Source organism: Rhizorhabdus dicambivorans (genome assembly GCF_002355275.1).
GTDB lineage: Bacteria > Pseudomonadota > Alphaproteobacteria > Sphingomonadales > Sphingomonadaceae > Rhizorhabdus > Rhizorhabdus dicambivorans.
The window spans coordinates 881,555-903,725 of the sequence record NZ_CP023449.1; the positions used below are offsets into that span (position 1 = coordinate 881,555).

At 67.4% G+C, this 22,171-nt stretch carries 26 protein-coding genes and 1 pseudogene; 20 read left to right on the plus strand and 7 right to left on the minus strand.

Annotated elements, in window-relative coordinates:
• Positions 1–180 precede the first annotated feature (180 nt).
• The 7 genes from CMV14_RS04255 to CMV14_RS04285 all read left to right on the plus strand — a co-directional run bounded on the left by CMV14_RS04255 (position 181) and on the right by CMV14_RS04285 (position 7,829).
• The gene (locus tag CMV14_RS04255) at positions 181–831 is read left to right on the plus strand and encodes an EF-hand domain-containing protein (protein WP_238147187.1); all 651 of its coding nucleotides are present in this window, start codon (positions 181–183) and stop codon (positions 829–831) included.
• Entirely contained in the window at positions 828–1,538 is a 711-nt protein-coding gene (locus tag CMV14_RS04260) for a response regulator (protein WP_066959468.1), read from the plus strand. The genes CMV14_RS04255 and CMV14_RS04260 overlap by 4 nt, the downstream gene beginning before the upstream one ends.
• On the plus strand, positions 1,539–2,957 hold the full coding sequence (locus CMV14_RS04265; protein WP_066959465.1) for an ATP-binding protein: 1,419 nt from the start codon (positions 1,539–1,541) through the stop codon (positions 2,955–2,957).
• Positions 2,958–3,210: 253 nt separating this feature from the next.
• A complete protein-coding gene (locus tag CMV14_RS04270) occupies positions 3,211–4,470 on the plus strand; it encodes a 3-methyl-2-oxobutanoate dehydrogenase (2-methylpropanoyl-transferring) subunit alpha (protein WP_066959463.1) in 1,260 nt (419 codons plus the stop codon).
• Positions 4,471–4,606: 136 nt separating this feature from the next.
• Positions 4,607–5,611 (plus strand): alpha-ketoacid dehydrogenase subunit beta, encoded by a 1,005-nt coding sequence (locus CMV14_RS04275; protein ID WP_066959461.1) that lies wholly within the window; start codon positions 4,607–4,609, stop codon positions 5,609–5,611.
• Between the two features lie 5 nt (positions 5,612–5,616).
• Positions 5,617–6,912, plus strand: a complete 1,296-nt coding sequence (locus tag CMV14_RS04280; protein WP_066959459.1) for a dihydrolipoamide acetyltransferase family protein — start codon at positions 5,617–5,619, stop codon at positions 6,910–6,912.
• A 173-nt stretch (positions 6,913–7,085) separates the two neighbouring features.
• Positions 7,086–7,829: a YebC/PmpR family DNA-binding transcriptional regulator gene (locus CMV14_RS04285; RefSeq protein ID WP_066959457.1), complete on the plus strand. Its 744-nt coding sequence runs from the start codon at positions 7,086–7,088 to the stop codon at positions 7,827–7,829.
• On the opposite strand, the gene CMV14_RS04290 is transcribed toward CMV14_RS04285, so the two are convergent.
• Positions 7,826–8,104, minus strand: coding sequence for a type II toxin-antitoxin system RelE/ParE family toxin (locus CMV14_RS04290; protein ID WP_066959455.1), 279 nt, complete (start codon positions 8,102–8,104; stop codon positions 7,826–7,828). The genes CMV14_RS04285 and CMV14_RS04290 overlap by 4 nt on opposite strands.
• Positions 8,101–8,370 carry a CopG family ribbon-helix-helix protein gene (locus tag CMV14_RS04295; protein WP_066959727.1) on the minus strand — a complete coding sequence of 90 codons (270 nt, stop codon included), beginning with the start codon at positions 8,368–8,370 and terminating at the stop codon, positions 8,101–8,103. The genes CMV14_RS04290 and CMV14_RS04295 overlap by 4 nt, the downstream gene beginning before the upstream one ends.
• Before the next feature lie 121 nt (positions 8,371–8,491).
• On the opposite strand from CMV14_RS04295, the gene ruvC reads away from it, so the two are divergent.
• From ruvC to pal, 9 genes and pseudogenes are all read left to right on the plus strand, one after another.
• Positions 8,492–8,989, plus strand: a complete 498-nt coding sequence (ruvC, locus tag CMV14_RS04300) for a crossover junction endodeoxyribonuclease RuvC (RefSeq protein WP_066959453.1) — start codon at positions 8,492–8,494, stop codon at positions 8,987–8,989.
• The gene (gene ruvA, locus CMV14_RS04305) at positions 8,986–9,585 is read left to right on the plus strand and encodes a Holliday junction branch migration protein RuvA (RefSeq protein WP_066959451.1); all 600 of its coding nucleotides are present in this window, start codon (positions 8,986–8,988) and stop codon (positions 9,583–9,585) included. Before ruvC ends, ruvA begins: the two co-directional genes overlap by 4 nt.
• Positions 9,586–9,739: 154 nt before the next feature.
• Positions 9,740–10,771, plus strand: a complete 1,032-nt coding sequence (ruvB, locus tag CMV14_RS04310) for a Holliday junction branch migration DNA helicase RuvB (RefSeq protein WP_066959450.1) — start codon at positions 9,740–9,742, stop codon at positions 10,769–10,771.
• A 184-nt stretch (positions 10,772–10,955) separates the two neighbouring features.
• Positions 10,956–11,399: a tol-pal system-associated acyl-CoA thioesterase gene (ybgC, locus tag CMV14_RS04315; RefSeq protein WP_066959449.1), complete on the plus strand. Its 444-nt coding sequence runs from the start codon at positions 10,956–10,958 to the stop codon at positions 11,397–11,399.
• 19 nt (positions 11,400–11,418) lie between these two features.
• On the plus strand, positions 11,419–12,117 hold the full coding sequence (gene tolQ, locus CMV14_RS04320) for a protein TolQ (RefSeq protein ID WP_066959447.1): 699 nt from the start codon (positions 11,419–11,421) through the stop codon (positions 12,115–12,117).
• A complete protein-coding gene (tolR, locus tag CMV14_RS04325; RefSeq protein WP_066959446.1) occupies positions 12,117–12,557 on the plus strand; it encodes a protein TolR in 441 nt (146 codons plus the stop codon). Before tolQ ends, tolR begins: the two co-directional genes overlap by 1 nt.
• Positions 12,554–13,366, plus strand: a complete 813-nt coding sequence (gene tolA, locus CMV14_RS04330) for a cell envelope integrity protein TolA (protein ID WP_066959444.1) — start codon at positions 12,554–12,556, stop codon at positions 13,364–13,366. Before tolR ends, tolA begins: the two co-directional genes overlap by 4 nt.
• A 128-nt stretch (positions 13,367–13,494) precedes the next feature.
• Positions 13,495–14,748, plus strand: a pseudogene (gene tolB / locus CMV14_RS04335) (Tol-Pal system beta propeller repeat protein TolB); the annotation flags it as partial.
• Between the two features lie 71 nt (positions 14,749–14,819).
• Positions 14,820–15,347 carry a peptidoglycan-associated lipoprotein Pal gene (pal, locus tag CMV14_RS04340; protein WP_176488998.1) on the plus strand — a complete coding sequence of 176 codons (528 nt, stop codon included), beginning with the start codon at positions 14,820–14,822 and terminating at the stop codon, positions 15,345–15,347.
• Between the two features lie 114 nt (positions 15,348–15,461).
• On the opposite strand, the gene CMV14_RS04345 is transcribed toward pal, so the two are convergent.
• The 3 genes from CMV14_RS04345 to CMV14_RS04355 all read right to left on the minus strand — a co-directional run bounded on the left by CMV14_RS04345 (position 15,462) and on the right by CMV14_RS04355 (position 17,823).
• On the minus strand, positions 15,462–15,911 hold the full coding sequence (locus tag CMV14_RS04345; RefSeq protein WP_066959440.1) for a hypothetical protein: 450 nt from the start codon (positions 15,909–15,911) through the stop codon (positions 15,462–15,464).
• Between the two features lie 113 nt (positions 15,912–16,024).
• Positions 16,025–16,867, minus strand: coding sequence for a S1/P1 nuclease (locus tag CMV14_RS04350; RefSeq protein WP_066959722.1), 843 nt, complete (start codon positions 16,865–16,867; stop codon positions 16,025–16,027).
• Positions 16,864–17,823: an isoaspartyl peptidase/L-asparaginase family protein gene (locus tag CMV14_RS04355; RefSeq protein ID WP_066959438.1), complete on the minus strand. Its 960-nt coding sequence runs from the start codon at positions 17,821–17,823 to the stop codon at positions 16,864–16,866. The genes CMV14_RS04350 and CMV14_RS04355 overlap by 4 nt, the downstream gene beginning before the upstream one ends.
• 192 nt (positions 17,824–18,015) lie before the next feature.
• Here CMV14_RS04355 and ispG point away from each other — a divergent pair, with 192 nt between their 5' ends.
• From ispG to CMV14_RS04370, 3 genes are all read left to right on the plus strand, one after another.
• Positions 18,016–19,140, plus strand: a complete 1,125-nt coding sequence (ispG, locus tag CMV14_RS04360; RefSeq protein WP_066959436.1) for a flavodoxin-dependent (E)-4-hydroxy-3-methylbut-2-enyl-diphosphate synthase — start codon at positions 18,016–18,018, stop codon at positions 19,138–19,140.
• Positions 19,141–19,243: 103 nt separating this feature from the next.
• The gene (locus CMV14_RS04365; protein WP_066959719.1) at positions 19,244–20,137 is read left to right on the plus strand and encodes a DMT family transporter; all 894 of its coding nucleotides are present in this window, start codon (positions 19,244–19,246) and stop codon (positions 20,135–20,137) included.
• Positions 20,134–20,616 (plus strand): GNAT family N-acetyltransferase, encoded by a 483-nt coding sequence (locus tag CMV14_RS04370; RefSeq protein ID WP_066959434.1) that lies wholly within the window; start codon positions 20,134–20,136, stop codon positions 20,614–20,616. The genes CMV14_RS04365 and CMV14_RS04370 overlap by 4 nt, the downstream gene beginning before the upstream one ends.
• A 165-nt stretch (positions 20,617–20,781) precedes the next feature.
• Here CMV14_RS04370 and CMV14_RS04375 read toward each other — a convergent pair whose 3' ends face one another.
• Entirely contained in the window at positions 20,782–21,426 is a 645-nt protein-coding gene (locus tag CMV14_RS04375; RefSeq protein ID WP_066959432.1) for a DUF1345 domain-containing protein, read from the minus strand.
• Positions 21,427–21,470: 44 nt separating this feature from the next.
• Between CMV14_RS04375 and CMV14_RS04380 the strand changes: the two genes are divergently transcribed.
• Positions 21,471–21,791 (plus strand): DMT family transporter, encoded by a 321-nt coding sequence (locus CMV14_RS04380; RefSeq protein WP_066959430.1) that lies wholly within the window; start codon positions 21,471–21,473, stop codon positions 21,789–21,791.
• A gap of 48 nt (positions 21,792–21,839) precedes the next feature.
• On the opposite strand, the gene CMV14_RS04385 is transcribed toward CMV14_RS04380, so the two are convergent.
• The gene (locus CMV14_RS04385) at positions 21,840–22,142 is read right to left on the minus strand and encodes a hypothetical protein (protein ID WP_066959428.1); all 303 of its coding nucleotides are present in this window, start codon (positions 22,140–22,142) and stop codon (positions 21,840–21,842) included.
• Between the last annotated feature and the right edge of the window lie 29 nt (positions 22,143–22,171).

A 22,171-nucleotide genomic window follows, 5' to 3' on the forward strand; every position in this document is an offset into this window, starting at 1 on the left:
TGCCGCGACGCGGGCATTTCTTCACCCCTCCCCTTCAGGGGAGGGGTTGGGGGTGGGGCCTCGCCTCCTTCCCACGATGGTCTCCGTGAGACTCGCACGCCCCACCCCAACCCCTCCCCTGAAGGGGAGCGGCAAACGGCCTTCGGGCCTCTGATATTGGGTATGATTCTGGTGGCCGCCATGGCATCTCCCGCGCTCGCCAGGCGCGAGACGGTGCCGCAAGTCTGTCCCGCTCCGGTCAAGCCGGCATTGTTCCTGTCGCCGATGGGCGAGCCTTTCCGGCCGCAGGGCGACGCGGACGATCCGGTAAAACGCTGGTTCGACCAGGCCGACCGCAATGGCGACGGCAAGCTCACGGTCGGCGAACTGATGCTCGATGCCGACCGCTTCTTCGTGACGCTCGACAAGGATCGCAATGGGGAACTGCTGCCCGACGAGGTCCACGCCTATGAGCAGGATGTCGCGCCCGAGATACGCCTCTACCAGCGCCGGCCCGAGCCCGCCGCCGATGGCGCGAAGAAGGGGGACGGCCGCGATCGGCCCCGTCCGGAACGCCGCCGCGGCAACCAGCCGATCGGCGCCTATGCCGAAGGGGTGATGGGGGCGGGCCGCTATGCCTTCCTCAACATCCCCAATCCGGTCGCGGCCGCCGACAGCGATTTCAACCGCGCGATCAGCCAGCGCGAATTCGGGGCCGCCGCCGCGGCGCGCTTCGCCGATCTCGATCCCCGGCAGACCAAGGCGCTGGCCCTGGCCCAGCTGCCCAGGACGCCCGCCCAGCAGGCCGCCAACGCTGTCTGCCTCGCCCGGCTCAAGGAAAAGCGGAAATGAATGGTCCCAATCCGCTGATCCTGGTGGTTGATGACGACGCCGATCTGCGCACCCTGATCACCGATTTCCTGCGCGCCAACGGCCTGCGCGTCGAAAGCGCCGCCGATGGCGCCGAGATGGACGCGCGCATCGCGGCCGAGCGGCCCGACCTGATCGTGCTCGACCTGATGATGCCGGGCGAGGATGGCCTGTCGATCCTGCGCCGGGTCAGGAAGCCGGGCGGCCCCGCCATCATCATGCTCTCGGCGATGGGCGAGGATACCGATCGGATCATCGGGCTGGAGGTCGGCGCCGACGATTATCTCCCCAAGCCGTGCAACCCGCGCGAACTGCTTGCCCGCATTCGCGCGGTGCTGCGCCGGCGCGGGGAGGAGGGCGGCAATGGCATCGGGGCCGGCGGTGCGGTGCGCCGCTTCGGCCCGTGGACGCTCGATATCGTCCAGCGCGAGGTTCGCCGCGTCGATGCTCCGCCCGCGCCGCTCACCGATGCCGAGTTCCGCGTCCTCGCCGCCTTTCTCGATCGGCCCCAGCGGGTGCTGAGCCGCGATCAGCTGATCGAGGCGGGCAAGGGCATCGACAGCGACGTGTTCGATCGCGCGATCGACGTGACGATCAGCCGGCTGCGCAAGAAGCTCGGCCCCGACGATCCGATCCGCACGATCCGCAACGAAGGCTATATGTTCACCCTCCGGGTCGAGGGCGAATAGATGATCGCGCGGGGGCCGGGCCTTTCGATCTTCTGGCAGACGCTGCTGCTGCTGCTCGCCAGCATCGCGGTGGTGTTCGTGGTGACGGTTGCGCTTTTCGTCTGGTCGCCGCCGCCGCGTCCCGATTTCAACAGCCTCTCGGACATCGCCGAGGCACTGTCGGGTCGCAGGATTCCGCGCGAACGATCGTGGAAGGTGTTGGTCGTTCCCCGCGACGAGGGGCGGCATCTCCAGCTTCGCCCCGAGCGCCCGGACTTCGAGGAGCGCCAGCGCGAGCGGCGGCTGAGCGTGGTTGAACATCCGGCGCCGCCCGTCCCGGATCGTGACATGGTCAGCTCACCGGCCTTCTCGATCCGGCTGGCCGATCGGATCGGCGTGCCGGTCGACGACGTCCGCCTCTATTTCGAACCAGACCAGAGCAGCAACCTGCCCTTCCGGACGCGCGGCGATCGCCGCGTGATCGTCCGTCGCGGCGAGCCCCTGTTCTTCGATACGGTGGTCGCTGGCCTCCGGACGGAGAGCGGCTGGCGCGTCGTCCGCACGCCGCCCCGCGCCTGGATCGCTCCGTGGCAGAAGCGCGCCCTGATGCTGTTCGGGATCAGCCTGCTCGTCGTCATCCCCTTCGCCTGGTTCTTCGCGCGCGCTCTCGCCAAGCCGATCCGCCGCATCGCCGACGCCGCGGATCGGATGGGTGCCAATCCCCAGGCCCCATTGATTACCGAGGAAGGGCCAGCCGAGCTGCGCGTCACCGCCCATGCGCTCAACCGGATGCAGCAGCGCCTCTCGGCCTATCTGACCGAGCGGACCAACATGATCGGCGCGATCGCCCATGATCTGCGCACCCCGCTCGCCCGCATCGCCTTCCGCATCGAGACCGCCCCCGACGAGATGCGGGAGAAGGTGCAGGGCGATATCGAGCAGATGCGCGCGATGATCGCCGCGACGATCTCTTTCGTGCGTGCCACCGGCACTGTGAACCGGATCGAGCCGGTCGCGCTCGATCGGCTGCTGGGCGATCTCGCCGCCGCCGAGGAAGAGGTCGGCCGGCCGGTCGCGCTGGGCCCCGTCGAGCCTGTCGAGGTGGACGGCGACCCGATGGCGCTGCGCCGCCTATTCCAGAATCTGGTCGATAACGGCGTCGCCTATGGCGGCGGCGTCGAGATCGCCGTCGCCCGCCATGGCGACGAGGCCGAGATACGCATATCGGATCGCGGCCCCGGCCTGCCCGAACGCCAGCTGGAGGCGATGTTCCAGCCCTTCGAGCGCGGCGAGCCCTCGCGCAACCGCGCCACCGGCGGGATCGGCCTCGGCCTCAGCATCGCGCGCGCCATCGCCCAGGAACATGGCGGCAGCCTGGTCCTCGCGAATCGCATCGGCGGCGGGCTGGAGGCGATCTGCCGGCTGCCGATCCGCTCCTAGGCTTTGCCGGGCGGAACGATCGCCCGACATGGTTCTTCATTCTCGCGAAACCGGGAATCCCTGGACGGCGTCCGGCCCGGCTGAAAGCGGCCCCTTTTCGTTGACTCCCGCTTTAACGGGAACGACGTTTCGGAAATGTCGGTAGTCGACACGGCTTGGAACCGAACCGGGCCTGTTGTAATTTTATTCCAACCGGCTATAGACCGGATATGGGTCAGTATTGCTGACCAACTTTAGGTGTGAGGATCAGCGCATGACAGGCCGCAATCTGCCGCCGCTTTCGCTCCATGTGCCCGAACCGGCCTTCCGGCCGGGCGACGCAGTCGACTATAGCGATTTCGAGATGCCGGTCGCCGGCGCGGTCCGTCGCCCCGGGATCGACGTCCAGCCGGCTGATATCCGCGACATGCCTTATGAGATGGTCCGGGTGCTCGACGATGACGGCCGGGCGCAGGGCCCGTGGGATCCGCGCCTCGCGCCGGAAACCCTGCTCAAGATCCTTCGCTCGATGGCGCTGACCCGCGCCTTCGACGATCGGCTGTTCCGCGCCCACCGCCAGGGCAAGACCAGCTTCTACATGAAATGCCTGGGCGAGGAGGCAACCTCGGTCGCCGCCGCCCATGCACTCGCCTATGACGATATGTGCTTCCCCAGCTATCGCCAGCAGGGCCTGCTGATCGCACGCGACTGGCCGATCGTCGACATGATCAACCAGATCTTCTCGAACCGCGCCGACCGGCTGAAGGGCCGCCAGCTCCCGATCATGTATTCGTCGAGAGAAGCGAGCTTCTTCTCGATCTCGGGCAACCTCACCACCCAATATCCGCAGGCGGTGGGCTGGGCGATGGCGAGCGCGGCGCGCGGCGACACCCGGATCGCCGCCAGCTGGTGCGGCGAGGGCTCGACCGCCGAGGGCGATTTCCACTCGGCGCTCACCTTCGCCGCCGTCTATCGCGCGCCCGTCATCCTCAACGTCATCAACAACCAGTGGGCGATCTCGTCCTTCTCGGGCTTTGCGGGTGCCGAGGCGACCACCTTCGCGGCGCGTGCGATCGGCTATGGCATCGCCGGGCTGCGCGTCGACGGCAATGACGCGCTCGCTGTCTATGCCGCCACCCAATGGGCCGCCGATCGTGCCCGCGGGAACCACGGCCCGACCCTGATCGAGCATTTCACCTATCGCGCCGAGGGCCATTCGACCTCGGACGACCCGAGCAAATACCGCTCGGCTGAGGAGGGGGTGAAATGGCCGCTCGGCGATCCGATCGCCCGGCTCAAGAAGCATGTCATCGCGCTCGGCATCTGGGATGAGGAGCGCCACGCCGCGATGGACAAGGAACTCGCCGAACAGGTCCGCGCCGCGCAGAAGGAAGCCGAGAAGAACGGCATCCTCGCCGACGGCCTCAAGCAGAGCTTCGATTCGATGTTCGAGGACGTGTTCGAGGAGATGCCCTGGCATCTGCGCGAGCAGCAGAGGCAGATGCTCGAAGAGCGTCGGGCGGCAGGGATATGATGAACCTTCTCTCCCCCGTCGCCCCGGCGGAGGCCGGGGCCGTAACCGGCCAGCGCGCAACCTGTACTTTTGCGGCCACGGCCTCCGCTGCGGCGCCGCTGTCGGCAAGGACGATTCCGTGACCGAAACCCGCACCATGAACATGATCCAGGCGATCACCTCCGCGCTCGACGTGGCGCTCAGCCGCGACGACACGACGGTCGTGCTGGGCGAGGATGTCGGCTATTTCGGCGGCGTCTTCAAGGCGACCGAGGGCCTGCAGAAGAAGTACGGCAAGACCCGCGTCTTCGACACGCCGATCAACGAATGCGGCATCGTCGGCGTCGCGGTCGGCATGGCCACCTACGGCCTGCGCCCGATCCCGGAGATACAGTTCGCCGACTATATCTATCCGGGCCTCGACCAGCTCGTCTCCGAAGCGGCCCGCCTGCGCTACCGCTCGGCCGGGGAATATACCGCGCCGATCACGGTGCGCACCCCGTTCGGCGGCGGCATCTTCGGCGGCCAGACCCATAGCCAGAGCCCGGAGGCGCTGTTCACCCATGTCGCCGGGCTGAAGACGGTGATCCCGTCCAACCCCTATGACGCCAAGGGCCTGCTGATCGCCGCGATCGAGGATAATGATCCGGTCATCTTCTTCGAGCCCAAGCGCATCTACAACGGCCCGTTCGACGGCCATTATGATCGCCCGGTCCAGCCGTGGAGCAAGTTCGCCGAAAGCGCGGTGCCCGGAGGCCATTACACCGTCCCGCTCGGCAAGGCCCGCACCGTCCGAGAGGGCAATGACATCACCATCCTCGCCTATGGCACGATGGTCCATGTCGCGCTGGGCGTGATCGCCGAGAGCGGCATCGACGCCGAACTGATCGACCTCAGGACCCTCGTCCCGCTCGACATGGCGACGATCGAGGCGTCGGTGAAGAAGACCGGCCGCTGCGTCGTCGTGCATGAGGCGACGAAGACCGGCGGCTTCGGCGCCGAACTGTCAGCGCTGGTCCAGGAACATTGCTTCCATTCGCTGGAGGCCCCCGTCCAGCGCGTCACCGGCTGGGACACGCCTTATCCCCACAGCCTTGAATGGGCCTATTTCCCCGGGCCCGTCCGTCTCACCGAGGCGCTCAAGCGCGTCATGCAGGATTGATCGACATGGGCAGCTACAGCTTCAAATTGCCGGACATCGGCGAAGGCATCGCCGAGGCGGAGATTGTCGCCTGGCACGTCGCGGTGGGCGATGTGGTCGAGGAAGACGCGCCGCTCGCCGACGTGATGACCGACAAGGCGACCGTCGAGATGACCTCCCCGGTCGCCGGCAAGGTGGTGAGGATCGCGGGCGAGGCCGGCGAGATGATCGCGATCGGCTCGGTGCTGGCCGAGTTCGAGGTCGAGGGCGATGTGGCGGTCGAGCCCGAGCCGGCGCCTGCGGTCGAGACGGCGCCCAACGAGGCGGCGCAGGTGGTGAAACCGGAACCGAACCCTTCTCCCTCTCCCCTCCGGGGAGAGGGCGGGGAGAGGGGCAGTGCTGGGGATTCCAGCGCTGCGCCCGTCTCCACGTCGGCCCCTCTCCCCGGAGGGGAGAGGGAAGAGAAGCGCGTCCTCGCCTCCCCCGCCGTACGCCAGCGCGCGAAGAACCTCGGCATCGACCTCGCCCAGGTGAAGACCGCCGAGGACGGCCGCGTCCGCCACGCCGATCTCGACGCCTTCCTCAGCTACAATGCCGGCGGCGGCTACCGCCCGGCTGGCAGCGCCCGCGCCGACGAGCAGGTCAAGGTGATCGGCCTCAGGCGCCGCATCGCCGAGAATATGGCGGCGGCCAAGCGCGCCATCCCGCACTTCACCTATGTCGAGGAGATCGACGTCACCAAGCTGGAGGAGCTGCGCGCCGACCTTAACGCCACGCGCGGCGCCAAGCCCAAGCTCACCATGCTGCCGCTGCTCATCACCGCGATCTGCAAGACCATTCCCCAATTCCCGATGATCAACGCCCGCTATGACGACGAGGCGGGGATCGTCACCCGCTCGGGCGCGGTCCATCTCGGCATGGCGACCCAGACCGATGGCGGGCTGATGGTGCCGGTGATCCGCGACGCGCAGGACCGCAACGTCTGGCAGTTGGCGACCGAGATCGTCCGCCTCGCGGATGCCGCGCGCACCGGCAAGGCGACGTCCGCGGAACTGTCGGGCTCCACCCTCACCATCACCTCGCTCGGCCCGCTCGGCGGCATCGCCACCACCCCGGTCATCAACCGCCCCGAGGTGGCGATCATCGGCCCGAACAAGGTGGTAGAACGCCCGGTGTTCCGCGATGGCCAGGTCGTCGCCGCCAAGCTGATGAACCTGTCGATCAGCTGTGACCACCGGGTCGTCGACGGCTGGGACGCCGCCAGCTACGTCCAGGCGCTGAAACGGCTGATCGAGACCCCGGCGCTGCTGTTCGTCGATTGAACCGAACCAACCAGACCGTCGCCCCGGCGGAGGCCGGGGCCGCCATGAAGGGGAAGCTGCCCTTGCCGCTGACGGCCCCGGCCTCCGCCGGGGCGACGGACTCGGCTTGCCTAGTCCCGCTTCACGAGGCTAGAGAGCCCGCCACTCAACGATAGATTCAGGACAGGACGGCAATGGCCGGTCATAGCAAATTCAAGAACATCATGCACCGCAAGGGCGCGCAGGATAAGAAGCGTTCGGCGCTCTTCTCCAAGCTCAGCCGCGAGATCACCGTGGCGGCGCGGATGGGCCTGCCCGATCCGAACATGAACGCGCGCCTGCGCCAGGCGGTCATCACCGCGCGCAAGGAAGGCCTGCCCAAGGACAATATCGAGCGATCGATCAACAAGGCCTCGGGCGGCGATGCGGCCAATTATGAAGAGATCCGCTATGAGGGCTTCGGCCCCGGCGGCGTCGCGCTGATCATCGAGGCGCTCACCGACAACCGCAACCGCACCGCCACCAACGTCCGCACCGCCGTCTCGAAGAATGGCGGCAATCTCGGCGCGGGCGGCTCGGTCAGCCATGGCTTCGACCGGCTCGGCCTGATCAGCTACGGCCCCGCCGCGGGCGATGCGGAGAAGGTGTTCGAAGCCGCGCTCGAAGCCGGCGCCGACGACGTCTCCTCGTCAGAGGACGGCCACGAGATCTGGACCGCGCAGGACGCGCTGCATGAAGTCGCCAAGGCGCTCGAACCGGTGCTCGGCGAACCCGACGGCGCCAAGCTCGCCTGGCGCCCGCAGACGATGGTAACGGTGGGCGAGGAGGATGCCGCCAAGCTCCTCAAGCTGATCGACGCGCTCGACGACGACGACGACGTCCAGACCGTCTGGGGCAATTACGACGTCCCCGAAGAGGTGATGGCGAAGCTGGGTTAAGGGCGATCTTCGCGGCTGTGCCACAGCCGCAGGATCGTGATCGTAGTGTCCGCTATCTCATAGCGCATTTCATAGCGACCGACTTTGATCCGCCGCACCTCGCGAGGCAGATAGAGGTCGAGCTTTTCGCCAAGACGTGGAAAGTCGATCAGCCTGCCCGGCGCTCGCCCCATTTGTTGCAGCATTCGCGCGGCGGCCTCGGGGGCGTCAGGGGCCAGAAATGCATGTAGCCGCGCGAGATCAGTGACCGCCTGGTTCGACCACTCAATTTTCATTTGATGGGCGGCGGCAGCGGCTCGCTCGTGCCGAGGCTATCGACCCAACGAAGCACCGTCTCATGATCGATCACGCGGCCGGCATCGACATCTGCCAAGCCTTCAAGCGTCATGCGATGGCGTTCCTCCTCAAGATCGACCCATGCTGCCAAGGCCTGCTTCACCACCCAGCCTCGTGATCGCTCGAGCCGTGAGGCCATCGCCTCGACTTTTTCTGCCAAATCGACAGGCACATGTGCCGTAAGCACTTTGGTTGCTTCGTTCATGATCGCCTCCATTGATTAAAATATAATCATCTTCAATCAGAAGCAATCACGGTCTTTTCGCTTCACAAAGCGCGCGGGGTGCGCAAGAAGAACATCTTATGAACATGGGCGCTCTGCATACATGATCCTGATGGGCTTCGATCCGGGCCTCGGCACCACCGGCTGGGGGGTGATCGCGGCCGATGGCAATCGGCTCAGCCACATCGCCAACGGCCAGATCAAGACCGAGCCGTCGATGGAATTGTCGCGGCGGCTTTCGCTGCTGCACAGCGCGCTGGCGGAGGTGATCCGCGGCTACCGGCCCGAGGCGGCGGCGGTTGAGGAGGTGCTGGGCAACTCGAACGCCCAGTCGACCCTGAAGCTCGGCCAGGCGCGCGGCGTGGTGCTGCTGTCGGCCGCGCTCGCGGAGGTCAGCGTCGGCGAATATCATCCCTCGGTGGTCAAGAAGGCGGTGGTCGGCACCGGCGGGGCGGAGAAGCGGCAGGTGCAGGCGATGGTCCAGGTCCTCCTTCCCGGCGCGAAGCTCGCCGGCCCCGACGCCGCCGATGCGCTTGCGGTCGCCATCACCCATGCCCACCATCTCGCCACGGCGCGGGCGATGCGGAGGATCGTCGCATGATCGCGCGGCTCAGGGGCATATTGGCGGAAAGCGCCGCCGACCATGCCGTGCTCGACGTCCAGGGCGTCGGCTATCTGGTCTGGTGCTCGGCCCGCACATTGTCGGCGATCGGGGAGGTCGGCGGCGACGTGCTGCTGTTCACCGAGATGCAGGTGCGCGAGGACGCGATCACCCTCTACGGCTTCGGCTCGGCGGGCGAACGCGATGCCTTCCGCCTGCTCACCAGTGTTCAGGGCGTCGGCGGCCGGGTCGCGCTGGCGATCCTCTCGGTGCTCGACGCGGGTGAACTGTCCCGGGCGGTGGCGAGCGGCGACAAGGCGATGATCGCCCGCGCCAACGGCGTCGGCCCCAAGCTCGCCATGCGCATCGTCAACGAACTGAAGGACAAGATGGGCGGGGTGGCGATCGGCCCCGCCGGCGCTCCCGTCGCCGCCGCCAAGGGCGGGACCGCGAACGACGCGCTGTCGGCACTCGCCAATCTCGGCTTCAAGCCCGCCGAGGCCAGCGCCGCGGTCGGCGCAGCGATCGAGGAACTGGGTGAGGGCGCGACATTGGATGCGGTTGTCAGACTCGCATTGAGGAAGGCGGCGAAATAGGCATCTTCCTCCCTTTCCCGCTTTCGCGGGAGAGGGGCGGGGTGAGGGTCTTCTTCTTGGAGGCGCTCGTCCGGCCAGCGGATAGGAAGATGAGGAAGAAAGACCCTCACCCAACCCTCTCCCGCGAAGGCGGGAGAGGGCTATAAGGGATAAGATGACCGACACCGATCGCCTCCTCTCCGGCAGCCGCCGCCCCGACGACATCGATGCCGCGCTGCGGCCGAAGTCGCTCGACGAGTTCGTCGGCCAGCAGGCGGCGCGCGACAATCTGCGCGTGTTCATCGAGGCGGCCCGCAAGCGCGGCGACGCGCTCGATCATGTCCTGTTCTTCGGCCCGCCCGGCCTCGGCAAGACCACGCTCGCCCAGATCATCGCCAAGGAGATGGGGGCGGGCTTCCGCGCCACCTCGGGGCCCGTCATCGCCAAGTCGGGCGATCTCGCCGCGCTGCTCACCAATCTGGAGGACGGCGACGTCCTGTTCATCGACGAGATCCACCGCCTCCAGCCGCAGGTCGAGGAGGTGCTCTATCCGGCGATGGAGGATCGCGCGCTCGATCTGATGATCGGGGAGGGCCCCTCGGCGCGCAGCGTGCGGATCGATCTGCCGCGCTTCACCCTGGTCGGCGCCACCACCCGCCAGGGGCTGATAACCAACCCCTTGCGCGATCGCTTCGGCATCCCGATCCGCCTGCAATTCTACACGGTCGAGGAACTGGAGCGGGTGGTCAGCCGCGCCGCCCGGCTGCTTGACCTGCCGATCGCCCCCGACGGCGCGATGGAGATCGCCCGGCGCGCGCGCGGCACGCCGCGCATCTCTGGGCGGCTGCTGCGCCGGGTGCGCGACTTCGCCAATGTGCTGGGTGCAGAGATCGTCGATGCCAAGCTTGCCGATCAGGCGCTCAACCGGCTGGAGGTGGACGCGCTCGGCCTCGACGCGATGGACCGTCGCTACCTCCACATGATCGCCGACATCTATCGTGGCGGCCCGGTCGGGGTGGAGACGCTTGCGGCGGGCCTGTCCGAGCCGCGCGACACGATCGAGGACGTGATCGAGCCCTATCTGATCCAGCTCGGCCTGATCGCACGGACCGCGCGCGGCCGCTGCCTCAACGGGCGCGGCTGGAAGCATCTCGGCCTGAACCCCCCGCCCGAGGCGGGGCAGGACGGCCTGTTCGACGGGGTGTGATGCACTATCCGTCACCCCAGCGCAGGCTGGGGTCCATGTCTGCTTCCTCCTCGGATGCGGTCTCCTGTGATGAGAGGCATGGATCCCAGCCGTCGCTGGGATGACGTTTGCGTGGGGTGAACCGCATAAAAATACGGCTTGGGGGATTCATTTCGCGTCCCGATCCCGTACACAGGCGTTCGACATGCCTGAAACCCCCTATTCCGGCCGCTTCGAAGCGGGAGAGCATCGCTTCGCGCTGCGCGTCTATTTCGAGGATACCGATGCCGGCGGGGTCGTTTACCACGCCAGCTACCTGCGCTTCATGGAACGGGCCCGCAGCGACATGATGCGGCTGGCCGGGGTCGATCAGCGCGGCGCGATGGAGCGCGGCGAGGGTAATTATGTCGTGTACGAAATGAACATCCGCTATCGCGCTCCGGCGCGGCTCGATGACGAGCTGCTGGTGATCAGCCGGGTCGGGAATATGCACGGCGCCCAGTGCGTCGTTCATCAGAGGGTCATGCGGGGGGCGGAAATGGTGGTCGAGGCCGACGTGTCGGTCGCGCTGATCGGGCCGGGGGGGCGGCCGAAGCGCCAGCCCCGCGCCTTGATCGAGACCTTTGAACGCCTAAGAACTGAAGACTGAAAGGGACGGGCAGAAACTGATGATGCAGGACGTAGCGGTTGCCGCATCCACCTCGGCGCTCTCGCCGATCGCGCTGTTCCTCCAGGCGGATATCGTCGTCAAGTCGGTGATGATCGGCCTGCTGCTGGCCAGCGTCTGGACCTGGACGATCATCCTGTCGGGCAGCATGGCCCTCGGCCGCGCGCTCAAGAGCAGCAAGGGTTTCGAGGCCGATTTCTGGAAGTCCGAGGATATCGACAAATTCTACGAAGGCCCCGGCCGGCAGGATATCCCCGCCGCCAAGGTCTTCTCGGCCGGGGTCGCCGAATGGCGCCGCTCGGTGCGCACCGGCAAGCCGGTCGATCGCGACGGCACCCGCATGCGGCTCGCCAATGCGATGGGTGCGGCGGCGGGGGCGGAGATAGACCGGCTCTCGGACCGACTCAACATCCTCGCCACGGTCGGCTCGGTCGCGCCTTTCGTCGGGCTGTTCGGCACGGTCTGGGGCATCATGCGCAGCTTCACCGATATCGCCGCCTCGCAGAACACCTCATTGGGCGTCGTCGCCCCCGGCATCGCCGAGGCGTTGTTCGCCACCGCGTTGGGCCTGTTCGCCGCGATCCCGGCGGTGATCGCCTATAACCGGCTGCTGCATAAGATTTCGAAGATCGAGGGTCAGCTCCACCGCTTCGGCGACGCGATCCACATGACGCTGAGCCGCGAGCTGGAGCGCGCATAATGGGCATGGGCCCGGTATCCGGACGAGGCAGCCGCCGCGCGCCGATGGCGGACATCAACGTCACGCCGCTGGTCGACGTGATGCTGGTGCTGCTGATCATCTTCATGGTGACGGCGCCGCTGATGCTGGCGGGCGTGCCGGTCGACCTGCCCGAAAGCTCGGCGGGCGCGCTCGATCAGGAGAAGGAGCCGGTCCAGGTTTCGCTCGATGGCGAAGGCAAGCTCTATCTCGACGAGCAGGAAGTGCAGATGTCGGCGATGGACGCCCGCTTCGCGGAGATCGCCGCGAAGTCCGGCACCGGCAAGGATGGCCCGCAGGTCTTCCTGCGCGCCGATCGCGCGCTCGACTATGGCCGGGTGATGGCGGTGATGGGCGCGCTGAACCATGCCGGTCTCAACAAGGTCGCGCTGGTCACCATGGGTGAGAGCAAGTCGCCGTGAACAGGGCGGAAGGTGCAGGCTTCGGGCTTTCGGTCGCAGGGCATATCGCGCTGCTGGCCATCCTGTCGCTGAACCTGATGAGCGTGCGCGAGATGCCCAGGCTCAGCGAGCCGATGGACGTGATGCTGGTCGACGAGGCCGGCCTGGTCTCGGCCGCGCCCGAGATGTCGAGGGAGCCGCCCCAGGCGTCGCAGGCGCCCGAGGTCGCGCCGGAGATCGTCGAGGCGCCCCCGCCCGAACCGACCCCGGCCCCACCCAAGCCGGCCCCGGCGCCGCCCAAACCCGCGCCGACGCCCAAGCCCGCGCCCAAGGCGAAGCCGGTCCCGCCCGCACCGCCCAGCAAGCCCGCTCCCGCCAGGCCGGCGCCGCCCGCCACCGCGAAGGCCAAGCCCAAGGCCACCTCGCTCGGCAGCGACTTCCTGGCCGGCATCCCGGTCGAGAAATCGACCGGCAAGGCGACGGCGCCCCGCGTGGCGGCGCTCAGCCCGATCCAGATGAACGGCCTTTCGTCGCTCATCGCGAGCCAGGTGAAGCCCTGCTACACCATCCCCACCGGCACGGCCGGCGCGGAGTCGATCGTCAGCCGCGTGCGCCTGCGGCTCAAGCCCGACGGATCGATCAAGGTCGCGCCCGAGGTAACCGGCAATAGCGGCGTCAGCCCCGCCAATGGGCGCTACAAGGACCAGATGAATGAAGCCGCCCGCCGCGCCTTGCAGCGCTGCGCGCCCTACAAGCTCCCCGCCGAACTTTACGAGGGCGGCTGGGAAGACATCATCTTCAACTTCCGCCCGAGCCAGATCGGAGCGTGACGGATTTGACTTATACCCCCGCTTTCGGGTCTAAAGCCCGAACAGGGGCAAAGGAGACGAACATGCGCCTTCGCCTGACCCTGTCCTGCTTGTGCCTGGCGCTCTTCGCGGCGCCGGCGGCCGCCCAGCTCGAGGTCGACATCACCGGCGGCATCGCCCAGCCGATGCCGATCGCCATCCCCGGCATGCCGACGCCCTCGGTCGCCAGCACGCCCGCGGGCGACACCGCCGATCTCGGTCAGCGCGTCGCCGAGGTCATCACCAACGATCTCAAGAACAGCGGCCTGTTCCGCCCGCTGCCCAAAAGCGCGCTGCAGACCGTCACTCACCCGCAGGTCACCGCGCCCGACTACACCTTCTGGACGCAGAGCGGCGCGCAGGCGCTGGTTCAGGGATATGTTCAGCGCAATGATGACGGCACTCTCACGATAGGCTGTTATCTCTATGACGTGCTTGCCAAGGGCGAGCTGACCCGGTCGGGATGGGCGCTCCAGGCTCGTGATTGGCGGCGTGGTGCGCACAAATGCGCCGATCTCATTTATTCGCGACTCACCGGTGAAGGCCCCTATTTCGACAGCCGCGTCGTCTATGTGTCGGAAACCGGCCCCAAGACCAAGCGCATCAAGCGGCTCGCGATCATGGATCAGGACGGCGCCAACCACCGCTTCCTGACCAACGGCCAGACGATCGTGCTGACGCCGCGCTTCGCGCCCAACCAGCAGACGATCACCTACATGTCCTATGCCGGCAATCGCGCGCGGGTCTATGTCTATGATATCGGCTCGGGATCGCAGCGGCTGGTGGTCGATCAGCCGAACATGACCTTCTCGCCCCGCTTCTCGCCCGACGGGCGCTATATCGTCTTCTCGATGGCGGTCGGCGGCAACACCGACATCTACCGTGTCGCGGTCAGCGGCGGCGCGCCGCAGCGGCTTACCACCTCGCCCGGCATTGATACCGGCGCCAGCTATTCGCCCGATGGATCGCGCATCGTGTTCGAAAGCGATCGTTCGGGCACCCAGCAGCTCTATGTGATGAACGCCGACGGGTCGGGCCAGAACCGGATCAGCTTCGGTTCGGGCCGCTATGGCAGCGCCGCCTGGAGCCCGCGTGGCGATCTGATCGCCTTCACCCGGATCGGCGGCGGCTTCGCGGTCGGGACCATGAACATCGACGGGTCGGGGGAGAAGATCCTGACCAATGGCTGGCAGGATGAGGGGCCCAGCTGGTCGCCCAACGGCCGCGTGATCATGTTCTTCCGCACCGGCCAGGGCTCGGGCAAGGCCGATCTCTGGTCGGTGGACCTGACCGGGGTCAACGAACGGCCGGTGCCGACCCCGCTCGACGGCTCCGATCCCGCCTGGGGTCCGCTGTTGCCGTGAAAGAGCCGGTTTAAGGGAAGCTTTCTGGAATAAGTGACGTTATTGAACCGTAACCAGTTGGAAGGAGAATCATGATGGCGCGTCTGACGATGAAAATCGCGCTGGTGTCGGCGCTGGCCCTCAGCGTTGCTGCCTGCAGCAAGAAGAAGGTCGAGGAACTTCCGCCCCCGCCGCCCGCGGCCACGCCGGCCCCCACCTATGAGGCGCCGACCCCGCCGCCGCAGACCGGCCCGGTTCCGGGTTCGCGCGCGGACTTCATCGCCCAGGCGGGCAGCGACACCGTTTATTTCGGCACCGACAGCTACGAGGTCGATGCCGAGGACCAGGCGACCCTCACCCGGCAGGCCGCCTGGCTCGCCAAATATCCGAACGCCACGGTGACGATCGAAGGCCATTGCGACGAGCGCGGCACCCGCGAGTACAACCTCGCCCTCGGTGAGCGCCGCGCCAATGCCGCGAAGAACTTCCTCGTGCAGGCAGGCGTCTCGGCCGCGCGGCTCTCGGTGATCAGCTATGGCAAGGAACGCCCGGTCGCGACCGGTTCGGACGAAGCCAGCTGGGCCCAGAACCGCCGCGCCGTCACGGTGGTGCCGAACTGAATGATCCTCCCTTCCCCTTCAGGGGAGGGGATCGAGGGGTGGGGCCTCTCCACGGGCGCTGGCCTGGAGGATGGTCCCCACCCCAACCCCTCCCTGAAGGGGAGGGGCTTTTTTTCAGTCCAGCGCGACGAGATGATCGCGCAGCGCCCGCGCATCGTGCAGCGCGTTGTGGGGAACCTTGCTGTTGCGCGCGGTCGAAAAGCCCGGCGTGCGGTGGAATTCGAGCCGCATGTGGCGGATGTCGACGATCTCGGTCTCGGCCACCAGCAGCAGCCGGCAGAACAGGGCGATGTCCTCGGGCCAGTCGGCGATGATCACCGGATCGGGATCGCCGGCCAGATAGGCGGCTATGTCATGCGCCGCCGCGATCCGGTCGAGCTTGTTCAGCAGCATCGGCGGCACGCTGTCGAGATAGGGCATCACATGCTTCTCGACCCAGGGATGCCACGCCCCTTCGAACGGGATCACCACATAATAATCCTGGTCGCCGTCCTCGGGGACCAGCGCCAGGCTCAGCAGGTCGCCGCCAAAGCCGTTGAACTCGGTGTCGAGATAATAGCGCAAGATCCGTTCCCATCGTCATCCTGACGAAGGTCAGGATCCATTCACGCTCCGCCTCGGTTCCGGCGCAGCGGCAATGGATGCTGAATCGAGTTCAGCATGACGCTTGTCAACAATCACCCCAGCGCCTCGTCCAGCATCCGTGCCAGCCGCAGCCCGCCGCGCGCCACCTGACGCCGCAGCACCGGGATCAGTTCCGCGATCTTCGCATTGTCCAGCGCGGGCCGTACCGCCGGCACGGGCGCGCAGGCGTCGCCCAGCAGCGCGGCATAGGCATCGTGCGCCACCTGCCAGCTTTCCCGGCTCCATGCCTCGACATTGCCCCCGGCCATCGCCGCGCGATCGGCCTCCGGCACCTCGGCCAATATCCCCATCGCCCCGCCGGCCGGGGTGGAGATCGCCCGGTCGGCGAGCAGCCCGTCCCAGATGGTGTGGAGGTTGCTGTTCGGCCGATAGCCATAATCGGCCTTCATGTCGTTGCCGCCGCGATCGTGGCGGTCCCCGGCGTGCAGCGGCTGGTGCAGGTCGCCCATGAAATGGACCAGGAACAGCAGCGCCTCCACCCGCACCCGCACCGGCTGGCTGCGATCCTTCAGCAGCCGCGCGCTGCGCTCGGTCTGGCGCGCCAGGCAGTTGCCGTCGGGGCAGTTGGCCTTGATGTCGAACGGCCGGCAGATGCCGATATTCTGGTAATGCCAGTTATAGGCGTAACTGTAGCGGTCCTTCAGTTCCTTGATGCAGTCGGCCCAGACCGAGGCCTGCTCGATCGTCCGCGCCGGGCAGGTCGGCGTCTCCATCAGGTCGGTGCGGGCCAGCAGCCTGCGGATCGCGCGCTGGGTCTGCGGCTTGGCGGTCGCCATCGCGATCGTCGCGACCGATTCATGGCCATATTCCCACCAGGCCCTGGCCGGGCTGGCGATGCCGATCAGCGCCGCCAGCAGGATCAGCAGCCGCATCAGCCTTCGCCTCCATAAAGTTCGATCAGCGCCGGCTGGTCGGCGCGCGCCAGGCCGCGATACATGCCCTGACTGTTGAAGCACCATCCGCCCCGGCCCTGGCCGTCGACGCTGATCAGGCCGCCGGTGCCGCCCAGCGCGCCGATCGCGTCGATCACCGCCGCCCCGGCCTCGCCGATCGTCTCCCCCGCCAGCCGCACCCTGGCCGACAGCTCGTGCGCCGCGCCGATCCGGATGAAATGCTCGCCGGATCCCGTGCAGGAGGTGGCGGCGCCGCCATCCTCGGCCCAGGTGCCGGCGCCGACGACCGGCGAATCGCCGATCCGGTTCCAGCGCTTGCCGGTCAGCCCGCCGGTTGATGTCGCGGCGGCGAGGTGGCCGTGCGCGTCGCGCGCCACCGCGCCGACCGTGCCATATTTCAGGTCGGCGTCGAAGCTGCCGCCCGCGCGCAGCTCCTCATATTGGCGCCAGCGTTCGTCGGTGTGGAACCAGGCGGGGGCTGCCTGCTCGATGCCATGCTCGGCGCCGAAACGGTCGGCGCCCGACGCGGTCAGCATCACATGCGGGCTCTGCTCCATCACCGCGCGGGCGAGGGTGACCGGGTTCTTCGCCTTGGTGACGGCGCTCACCGCGCCCGCGCCCCGGCTGGCGCCGTCCATGATCGCCGCGTCCAGCTCGTTGATCCCGTCGGCGCTGAACACCGCGCCGCGCCCGGCGTTGAAATAGGGATCGTCCTCCAGCACCCGCACCGCCGCCTCGACCGCATCCACCGCGCCGCCGCCGCGCGCCAATATGGTGTTCCCGGCATCGAGCGCGGCGGAGAGGACGGCGGTGGCGTGGACCTCGGCCTCCTTGCTCAGCAGCAGCCGGCGCAGCTGGCCGGCGCCGCCATGGATGACGAGGGTCCAGCCCTCGGTGGGGCCGCTCCAATAGGAGGTGGTGGGGGGATCGTCGGTCATGTCTGCTTCACTTCCGTTTCGTCATTTCCGCGAAAGCGGGAATCCACGGTCACGGCCCGCTGGAGCCCTTGCCGGACGCCGCGCATGGATTCCCGCTTTCGCGGGAATGACGGACAGTGGCCGGCTGACGGCTGTTCTCATTGGATGATTACGACTATACGGGCGGCGACCGGAATCAAAGAGCTTACATCCATGTCCATTCGTCCGTGGCGCGATATCCAGCGCCGCCAGTCGCGCCAGATCATGGTCGGCAACGTCGCCGTCGGCGGCGGCGCGCCGGTCACCGTCCAGACGATGACCAACACGCCCACCGACGATGTTCGCGCGACGATCGACCAGATCCGCCGCTGCGAGGATGCCGGCGCCGACATCATCCGCGTCTCCTGCCCCGACGAGGCGTCGACGGCGGCGCTGAAGCAGATCGTCCGCGCCGCGAAGGTGCCGATCGTGGCGGACATCCATTTCCACTACAAGCGCGCGCTGGAAGCCGCCGATGCCGGGGCCGCCTGCCTGCGCATCAACCCCGGCAATATCGGTTCGGCCGAACGGGTGGCCGAGGTGGTCCGCGCCGCCAAGGCCAATGGCTGCTCGATGCGAATCGGCGTCAACGCCGGCAGCCTCGAGAAGGATCTGCTCGAAAAATATGGCGAGCCCTGTCCTGAGGCACTGGTCGAAAGCGCGCTCGACCATATCAAGCTGCTCCAGGATCACGACTTCCACGAATATAAGGTCGCAGTGAAGGCCTCGGACGTGTTCCTCGCCGTCTCGGCCTATATGGGCCTCGCCGAGGCGGTCGATTGCCCGCTGCATCTCGGCATCACCGAGGCGGGCGGACTGATCGGCGGCACCGTCAAGTCGGCGATCGGCATCGGCAACCTGCTCTGGGCCGGCATCGGCGACACGATCCGCGTCTCGCTCTCGGCCGAGCCGGAGGAGGAGGTCCGTGTCGGCTTCGAGATATTGAAGGCGCTCGGCATCCGCAATCGCGGCGTCCGCGTCGTCTCCTGCCCCAGCTGTGCGCGCCAGGGCTTCGACGTGATCCGCACCGTCCAGACGCTGGAGGAACGGCTCCAGCACATCCGCGTGCCGCTGTCGCTCTCGGTGCTCGGCTGCGTCGTCAACGGCCCCGGCGAAGCGCGGGAGACCGACATCGGGCTGACCGGCGGCGGTGCCGGCAAGCATATGGTCTATCTGTCAGGCGTCACCGACCACACGGTGCAGGACGCCGACATGGTCGAGCATATCGTGCGGCTGGTCGAGGCCAAGGCCGCCGAGATCGAGGCGGCGGAAGCCGCGCAGGCCCAAGCGGCGGAATGAGCCACACCCGTCGCCCCGGCGGAGGCCGGGGCCGCAAGAGGCTCCTGCGGCAATGCTCCACCCAGCATCATGACGGCCCCGGCCTCCGCCGGGGCGACGGATGATGTCGAAGCAACCCCGCTCCTCCGTCCTCGCCGCCTTCGCGGTCGCCTGTCTCGGCATCGCGCTCTTCTCGTCGATGGATGCGGTGGTGAAGCATCTCAGCCTTGCCATCGGCACCTACAACACGCTGCTGTGGCGCAGTTTCGCGGGCATCGGGGTCAGCGCCGTGCCCTGGCTCTGGTCGCGCCCGGTGCGGCCCTCGCGGCCGGCGATGCGACTCCATATCGAACGCGGCGTGGTGTCGGCGGTGATGGCGATGCTGTTCTTCTGGGGCCTTGCCCGCACCCCGATGGCGCAGGCGATCGCGCTCACCTTCATCGCCCCGCTGATCGCGCAGGGACTGGCGGTCGTCCTGCTCAAGGAACGGATGAAGCGCGGCGCGCTGGTCGGCTCGGCGCTGGGCTTCGGCGGGGTGCTGGTGATCCTGTGGGGGCAGGCGAGCGCGAATATGGGCCCCGATGCCTGGTGGGGCGCGGTCGCGGTGCTGCTCTCGGCGATGTGCTATGCCTACAACATCATCCTGATGCGGCGGCAGGCGCAGATCGCCGATCCCTATGAGGTGGCCTTCTTCCAGAGCGTCATCGTCGCCCTGTGCCTTGCCTTCGCCATGCCTTGGTTCGCGGAACTGCCGCCGGCCCGCCATGTGCCGATGATCCTGCTCGGCGCGCTTCTCGCCACCGCCTCGCTGGCGCTGCTCGGCTGGGCCTATGCCCGTGCCGAGGCGAGCTATCTTGCCCCCGTCGAGTTCACCGCCTTCATCTGGGCGAGCCTGTGGGGGTTTCTCTTCTTCGGCGAGCATGTCGGCCTCACGACGCTGCTCGGTGCGACGCTGATCGTCGCGGGCTGCCTCATCGCGGCGCGGCCGCCGGATCTTGAACGGGATGTGATTCCATGACCAGCGCCACCATCCGCCGCGCCCGCCCGGGCGACGAGCATGACATCCTCCGCCTGATCCGCGCGCTGGCCGATTACGAAAACGAGCCTGATGCGGTGAAGGCGACGGCCGGAGGGCTGGCCGACAAGCTGTTCGGCGCCGATCCCAGGGTGTTCGCCCATGTCGCCGAACGCGACGGCCGGGTCGTCGGCATGGCGGTGTGGTTCTTCACCTTCTCGACCTGGACCGGCAGGCACGGCCTCTTTCTGGAGGACCTGTTCGTCGATCCGGAAGCGCGCGGCAGCGGCATCGCCCGTGCGCTGTTAGAGGCGTTGGGCGAAGAGGCGAAAGCGAATGACTGTGCCCGCATCGACTGGTGGGTGCTCGGCTGGAACGAACTCGCCAAGGGCCTCTACCGCAAGCTCGGCGGCCGCCACATGGACGAATGGGAACCCTGGCGCATCGACGGCGACGCGCTGGAGGCGTTGCAGGGCGACTGAATATCCTCCCTGCGCGAAGCGTGGGGAGGGGGCGGTTCGCGCAGCGAATGGTGGAGGGGTCTGCCACCTCGATACCTTCGCTCCGCCCTTTGTCGGCATTGCCCCTCCACCACGCCTTCGGCGCGGTCCCCCTCCCCATCGCCATGCGATAGGGAGGATTTTCTTTCATCCCCCCAGCACGTTGATCGTGAACGCCAGCACCCCGATGTTGAACACGAACGCCGCGAAGCAGTGGAGGATCGCGATGCGGCGGATGCGGCGGCTCGAAATGGCGACGTCCGATGTCTGGAAGGTCATCCCCAGGGTGAAGGCGAAATAGACGAAGTCGCCATAATCGGGCTCATCGTCGCTGGGAAAGTCGATTCCCGCGCAGTCGCCGCCATTCTTCGGCTTCGGGCTGTAATAGAGATGCGCGTAATGGAGCGCATAGACCATGTTGCTGAACAGCCAGGCGAGCAGCAGCGTCGCGATGATCAGCGCAACGCCGCCGGCATGCGATCCGCCGCGCTGGGAAAGCTCGACCGCGATCGCCACCAGGATCACGCCGCACACCATGCCGGTGATGACCAGCAGGGTCACCCGGTTGGCGTCGTTGCGCGCGACGGCGGCGCGCATCGCCTCGGGCTCGCGCCGCAGCAGGCCCAGGCAGGATAGCAGGAAGACGAGCGCCCCGGCGTCGAAGCCGATCATCGCCGCCTCGGCCCAGCCCGCCCAGCGGATCGCGATCGCGAACCCCGCCAGCGCCACCGCGATGAAGGCGATGAAGCGCGGCGGCGCGATGCGCTGGCCGATGGCGAGGTCGCTTGCCATGCCTCTGTCTAGCCTGACGCGGCCGGCGCGGCTATGGCCGGCGCATGGTGTGGTTCTGGCTGATCCTGGGTGGATGTTTCGAGGTGGGCTTCACCACCTGTCTTCGCTTCGTCGATGGCTTCCGCAACATCCCCTGGACAATCGCCTTCCTCGTCTCGGTGACGCTGTCGATGGGCCTGCTCGAACTGGCGAGCCGCTCGATCGCGATGGGCACCGCCTATGCCGTCTGGGGCGGAATCGGCGCGATCGGCACTGTGGTCGTCGGCATGATCTGGTTCGGCGAGCCGTCCACGCCGATCCGCATCGTCCTGATCTTCGCGATCGTCGCCTGCATCGCGGGGCTCAAGCTGACGGCGGGGCATTAGGGCCACAACCTATTCGTCATTCCCGCCTGCGCGGGAATGACGATCGCCTCAGGGCCGCACCCCCGTCGCCGGCCCGGCGATGTTCGCCTCATGCTGCACCAGCGCGACGATTTCGTCGATGATCGGCTCGCAGCCGGGAAACTGCCCCAGATAGTGCATCGTCCAGTTGCAGCCGGTGAGGCTCTCGCTCGCGGTCGGCTTCGGCATCGGCGCGATCACCTTCTTGCCGCAGTCGCGCAGCGCGGGGTGATCGTCGATCATCGCTTGCACCCGCCGGCGTATCTCCTCGCCCGAAACCAGCTCGCGCTCGACGCCGGCGGACGGCGTGAAATCCGTTGGTTCGATACCCATAAGCGACACTCCCTTGCGCATGGGCGTAA